Annotated in this window: 5 protein-coding genes and 1 pseudogene; 4 read left to right on the forward strand and 2 right to left on the reverse strand. The window is 64.8% G+C overall.

All coding sequences use genetic code 11. The annotated features are described in order from the left end of the window. From EOA29_RS22705 to EOA29_RS22715, 3 genes and pseudogenes are all read left to right on the forward strand, one after another. A pseudogene (locus EOA29_RS22705) lies at positions 1-403 on the forward strand (MoxR family ATPase); the annotation flags it as partial. 77 nt (positions 404-480) lie between these two features. Then, complete coding sequence (locus EOA29_RS22710) at positions 481-1617, forward strand: VWA domain-containing protein (protein WP_127221583.1); 1137 nt, start codon at positions 481-483, stop codon at positions 1615-1617. After that, a complete protein-coding gene (locus EOA29_RS22715) occupies positions 1617-2504 on the forward strand; it encodes an amidohydrolase (RefSeq protein WP_189349976.1) in 888 nt (295 codons plus the stop codon). The genes EOA29_RS22710 and EOA29_RS22715 overlap by 1 nt, the downstream gene beginning before the upstream one ends. 37 nt (positions 2505-2541) lie before the next feature. Here the strand turns inward: EOA29_RS22715 and EOA29_RS22720 are convergent, their stop codons facing one another. Beyond that, positions 2542-3063, reverse strand: coding sequence for a GNAT family N-acetyltransferase (locus EOA29_RS22720; protein ID WP_245464954.1), 522 nt, complete (start codon positions 3061-3063; stop codon positions 2542-2544). A gap of 24 nt (positions 3064-3087) precedes the next feature. Further along, positions 3088-4533, reverse strand: coding sequence for a DHA2 family efflux MFS transporter permease subunit (locus EOA29_RS22725; protein ID WP_126095848.1), 1446 nt, complete (start codon positions 4531-4533; stop codon positions 3088-3090). Positions 4534-4644: 111 nt separating this feature from the next. Here EOA29_RS22725 and EOA29_RS22730 point away from each other — a divergent pair, with 111 nt between their 5' ends. Then, positions 4645-5646, forward strand: a complete 1002-nt coding sequence (locus tag EOA29_RS22730) for an ornithine cyclodeaminase family protein (protein ID WP_126092976.1) — start codon at positions 4645-4647, stop codon at positions 5644-5646. Positions 5647-5766: the final 120 nt, after the last annotated feature.

Here is a 5766-nt window from a genome sequence, read left to right on the forward strand (position 1 = left end):
CGGCACGATCCGCGCTGCGACCCAGCCGATCGTCATCCTGACCTCGAACCGCACCCGCGAGCTCGCCGAGGCGTTGCGCCGGCGCTGCGTCTATCACTGGATCGGTTATCCCGACGCCGCGCGCGAGGCCGAGATCATCATGCTGCGCTCGGGCCACGTCGCCGAGGCGACCGCGCGCGCGGTGGCGAATGCCGTGCAGCAGATACGCGCCCGCCCTCTGGCAAAGCCGCCGGGCATCGCCGAAGCCGTCGAATGGGCCAACGCCGCGACCATTCTCGAAAAGGGCGGCAGCCCATGGCCGGAAGCCTTCCGCCGCGCCATAGGGGTGCTGATCAAGGACGAGGAGGATATGTCGGCGATCGCGCCGGAGCTCGGAAGGATCGTCGAGGAGGCGCTGGCGTGATGAGCAATCGCAACGCGCTAGCGCGATACCCTAGGGCTAATGCGCGACGCTGGCAGGACAGAGGGGGGCGCGAAGGAATGATGCGTGGGGAAAGCTTGCCTCGCGCCGCAGCGGCGTTCCTCGACTTCGCCCGGATGCTGCGCCGTCATGCCTTCGCCATCGCACCCGAACAGGTGACCAGCTTCATGCAGGCGGCGGCGCTGCTCGGCCCGCGCTCGATGAACGATATCCGCGAAGCAGCACTCGCGACGCTCGCGCCCCCGCCCGATCGCCGTGTCGAATTCGAGGCGCATTTCCGCGCCTATTTCTATGGCGACGCCAAGCCTCCGATCGACGGCGAGAAGGACGACGAAACCCGCATCAAGGACGATCGCGGCACACGTCAAGAAGAAAGCCAGACCATCCGCAACGAGAAAGGCGGCGAGCTGTCCTCGGCGCTCGAGCAGTTGAGCAGCCGCGATTTCCCGCATGACGCCGACGGCCTGAACTCCTTCCACCGCCGGCTCGCTTCCGCCCTGCCCGCGCGCCGTTCCTTCCGCACCGCGCGCACCCGCTCGCGCGGCACGCTCGATCTCAGGCGCTCGCTCAGCGAGATCGTCAGCGCCGATGGTGACATCCCCGCGCCGCTGCTGCGCCGCCGCCAGATCGTGCCGCGGAAACTGCTCCTGCTCATCGATGTCTCCGGCTCGATGAAGCTGCACACCGCCGATTATCTCAAGCTGGCGCACACTACGGTGCAAGGCGCGGACCGCGCGGAAGTCTTCACCTTCGGCACGCGGCTGACCCGCATCACGCCGGTGCTGCGCATCCGCGACCGCGACCAGGCACTGGCCCGCGCCGCGGCGCTCGTCGACGACTGGGATGGCGGCACCCGCATGGGCCAGACATTGCTTGCTTTTCTTTCGGTGCCGCGGTTCTCCGCCTTCGCGCGCGGCGCCTGCATCGTGATCCTGTCCGACGCATTGGAGCGTGGCGACCATTCCGACCTCGAAACCGCGATGCGCCGGCTCAGTGCCCGCGCCTTCCGGCTCTCGCTGGCGACGCCGCTCGCCGGCGATCCGCGCTTCAGGCCGGCGACGGCAGCGCTCCGCGCCATCCTGCCGGTGCTCGACGATCTGGTCGACGGCTCGTCTCTGAAGAGTCTCTCCGATTTCATCCTGTCGCTCGCCCGCCCCGCTCCGGCGGCCGAAGCCATCTGGAAAAGGGTATCGTGATGCGGAAAGCCATCGACGCGCATTTCCACATCTGGCGCCAGCAGGATCAGCCCTGGCTGGTCGGGCCGATGGTGCCGCGCATCTTCGGCCCTTACGAGCCGATCCGCCGCGACTATCCGATCACGGAATTCCTCGACGACCAGAAAGGCTCCAGCGTCGAGAAGGCCGTCTATGTCCAGACCAACTGGGCCAAGGAGGATTTCGAGAAAGAGGTGGCGTTCCTGCAGAAGACCGCCGAGGAAACCGGCTGGCCGCACGCCATCGTCGGTTACGCCGACATGACGGTGGATGACGTGCGGCCACAGATCGATCGGCTGATGAAATACAGGCTGCTGCGCGGCGTGCGCATGCAGCTTCACTGGCATGAGACGCCTGCCTTCCGTTTCGCCTCGTCAGCCGACCAGGTGATCGATCCCAAGGTGCGGAAAAACGTGGCGCGGCTGAAGGACTATGGCCTCTCCTTCGACCTGCAGCTCTTCCCGGCGCAAATGAAGGACGGGCTGATGCTGGTCAGCGAAAACCCTCAGACGAATTTCATCCTCACCCATGCGGGCATGCTGACCGGCATGGAGCCGGAAACGACTGAAGCATGGAAGGTAGGCCTGCGCACTCTTTCGGCAGCGCCCAATTTCTACGCCAAGCTGTCGGGGCTCGGCACCTTCGTGCACCGCAACGACCCGGAACTCATCGCCTACATCATCCACAATGCGATCGAAATCCTCGGCAGCGATCGCCTGATGTTCGGCTCGAACTTCCCGATCGAGAAGCTGTGGACCAGCCACGCCGAACTGATCAAGGCGCACCGCGCGGCGGTGGCCAGGCATGGCTCGAAGGCTGAGGCGGATATATTCTGGAACACGGCAGAGAAGGTCTATAGGCCGGTGTGAGCGCGAGGTCGACCATTCCTCGCGGACGACGGTCGGTTCACAATGAGCGGCCCAAGACTTGAACCATGTGCTGTTTGGTGCCGATGGCAATTGGCCCGGCCATCCGCTCTGGCTCGAAGTTCTGTAGTCGCCAAAAACGAAGTGCTGGCTCATTCTCGACGAGCACGCCGAGTTCTACTCTTTCGACCGCCTGGGACTTCAGCCATGTGAAGAAGCCGTCGCAAAGCGCTCGCGCCAACCCTTTCCCGCGAAAGGCTTTGTCGATCATGAGCAACGCGATCCACCAGCACCCTGCCCGGGGATAGTCGCGGTCACAGGCCAACAACCCCACGAGTTCGCCGTCGGCTGCCTTCAGCCCGAATACGAACTTGTCGGCTTCCGTCCTGCCCGGTGGGAAGTTCTCGAATTCCTCGTTCGCGCTGGCGGCATCGGGCGGCTGGCCGCGCTCCAGCACGACATAGTCCGAGCAGGCCCGATAGAGTGGCACCAGTCGAGGTGCGTCTATTCCGATCAGCCCTTCGATCTCGTATCCGGAAAGCGAAATTGGGAATTTTGTCATTTTGTCCACGGGAGTCTGACCTCGTCAGTTCGCCGCCAAATGGCCTGAGACCTCCGCTCCGGCGGATGGCGGCAAGACCATGAAACGCAACGATGCCACGAGTCCGATCAGGCCGATCGCGAGGAAAGCCACTCTGAAGTCTGCGAGGTCGGGCGCCGCTTCGCCTCTGGTAATTTGCGACAGGTTGAGGAGCGCGGCCGCCACGGCCACGCCGAACAGCATCGATACTTGCTGCAGCATGCTGGAAAGCGTCGCGGCCGAGCTTCGCTGCGCCCCGCCGATATCGGCGAAGGCGAGTGTATTCAGCGCGGTGAACTGCATCGAGCGCGAAAGCCCGGCGATCAGCATCAGTGCCACCACCAGCGCCAGCGGCGTCTGCGGCGAGATCGCCCCGCAGGCCATGATCGCCAGCGAGGCGATCAGTCCGTTGACGATCAGCACGCGGCGGAAGCCGAAGCGCCTCAGCGTCGGCGTGGTCACCGCCTTCATGCCGAGATTGCCGAGGAAATAGGCGAGGATCAGCAAGCCCGCATCGACCGGCCGCATCCCGAAACCCACTTGGAACAGCAGCGGCAAAAGGAAGGGCGTGGCGTTGATCGCGACACGGAAGATCGTGCCCGCCGACAGCGTCGAGACGGCAAAGGTCAGCACCTTGAAGGCGGAAAGATCGAGCAGCGGATGCGGCGCCCGCAGGAGTTGGCGCACCGCCAGCCAGCCGATTGCAGTGCCGGCGGCAATCATACCCACCGTGGGCAGCACGCCGTTCTCGGGATGCGCGAGGCGCTCCAATCCATAGAGCATAACCGCAAGGCCGAGCGAGGTGAGGAAAAAGCCAGGCCAGTCGAGCGGTCTTGTCTCGGCGTCGCGATCGCCCGGAACGAAACGGGCGACCAGCAGTAATCCGGCCAGCCCAAGCGGAACGTTGATGAAGAAGTTCCAGTGCCAGGAAAGGTAGGTGGTGATGAAGCCGCCGAGCACCGGACCGACCACCGGCGCGAACAAAGCCGGCCAGGTGATCAGCGCCGTGGCGTTGAGCAGTTCCGATTTGGCGGCGTTGCGCAGCACCAGGATGCGACCGACCGGCGTCATCAGCGCACTGCCCAGGCCCTGGACAATGCGGGCGGCGACAAACTGCGTCAGGCTCTGAGAGAAACCGCAGGCGATCGAGGCCAGCGCGAACAACGCGATGGCGCAGAGAAAGACGTTGCGTGCGCCGAAACGGTCGGCGAGCCAGGCCGACAGCGGCACGAACACCGCCATCGCCAGCATATAGGCGGTGATGCCGATGCTCATCGCCACCGCCGGCACGCCGAAGGACTGGCCCATCTGCGGCAGCGACGTCGAGATGATCGTCGAATCGAGCAACTGCATGAAGAAGGCTACGGCGACGATCAGCGCCACGCGCCGTGCCTGGCGCGCCGCCGTCGGCACGGGCTGGGACAATGCCTCGTTGTCGGGAATGCTGGTCATGACGCGCTGGTTGAACAGCATAAGGCTGAACCAGTCCAGAGTTTATCCAACAAACTTTCGTGTCGTCTCGCCGCCTGTTATGGATGAGCGCGGGCCGGCCGAGGGAAATGCATGAAGCCCATCTATATCGACTATCTCAACGCTCTCGACATCGAAGCTCTTGCCATGAGCGATGCCGAGATCATCGGCGCCGTCGAAGCCGGGCTCGTCGCCCAGGGCAACGGCCAGACGGTGATCGAGCCGCGCGTCCATCTCGAGCCGGATCCGTCCTTCCACGGCCACTTCAACGTGCTTCGCGGCTATGTGGCACCGCTCGACGCGGCCGGCGTGAAGATCGTCGGTGACTATGTCGACAACTATCTGCACGGCCTGCCGTCCGAATTCGGCATCCTCAACCTCTTCGATCCGCGCACCGGCACGCCGCGCGCCATCCTCGACGCCACCGTCATCACCGACATGCGCACCGGCGCCGTCACCGCCATCGGCGCCAGGCACCTGGCGAAGAAGTCATCAAAGGTGCTCGGCCATATCGGCGCGCGCGGCACCGCCTACTGGAACGTGCGCCTGCTCGACCACCTCTTCGACTTCGACGAGATCCGCGTCCATTCGCGCCGGCCGGAAAGCCGAGACGCTTTCGCCGCGAAACTGGCCGCCGACCTCGGCAAGCCGGTCATGGCCGTGGCCGACTGGAAGAGCTGCGTCGAAGGCGCGGACATCGTCGTCGAGGCCTCGCGGCTGCCGGAACCGCAACCATTGCTCAAGACCGAATGGATCAAGCGCGGCGCGCTGGTCGTGCCCTACGGCACTATGAGTGCCGTGGAGCTGTCGCTCACCGAGATCATGCAAAAGATCGTCGTCGACGACTGGGGTCAGTGCAAAGGTGGTAAGTTCGGCTCGCTGCGCGCTCATGTCGAGACGGGGCGGCTGAGCGAGGCGACGCTGCATGCCGAGCTCGGCCAGATCGCCGCCGGCCTGAAAGCCGGACGCCAAAGCGACGGCGAGACGATCCTGTTCTGGCATCGCGGCCTCTCGCTTTCCGATATCGCGCTCGGCAAGGCGATGCTGTCCAAGGCCGCGGAACAAGGCATCGGCCAGAGGCTGCGCTTCGCATGACCCCGCTCGTTCTCACCGGCGCCGGCGTCAGCATCGAGGATGTGGCCGCCGTTGCGCGCAATACAGGAAAGGTCGAGGTCACGCCTGCGGTCATCGAAAGACTGGGCAAGGCGCGCAAGG

Origin of the sequence: Mesorhizobium sp. M1E.F.Ca.ET.063.01.1.1 (genome assembly GCF_003998155.1) — a bacterium.
Classification (GTDB): Bacteria; Pseudomonadota; Alphaproteobacteria; order Rhizobiales; family Rhizobiaceae; genus Mesorhizobium.

Bases quoted from the DNA above. Each gene is read 5' to 3' on its own strand.
- EOA29_RS22710 (WP_127221583.1), top strand. From the start codon at position 481: ATGATGCGTGGGGAAAGCTTGCCTCGCGCCGCAGCGGCGTTCCTCGAC.
- EOA29_RS22715 (WP_189349976.1), top strand. From the start codon at position 1,617: ATGCGGAAAGCCATCGACGCGCATTTCCACATCTGGCGCCAGCAGGAT.
- EOA29_RS22720 (WP_245464954.1), bottom strand. From the start codon at position 3,063: ATGACAAAATTCCCAATTTCGCTTTCCGGATACGAGATCGAAGGGCTG.
- EOA29_RS22725 (WP_126095848.1), bottom strand. From the start codon at position 4,533: ATGACCAGCATTCCCGACAACGAGGCATTGTCCCAGCCCGTGCCGACG.
- EOA29_RS22730 (WP_126092976.1), top strand. From the start codon at position 4,645: ATGAAGCCCATCTATATCGACTATCTCAACGCTCTCGACATCGAAGCT.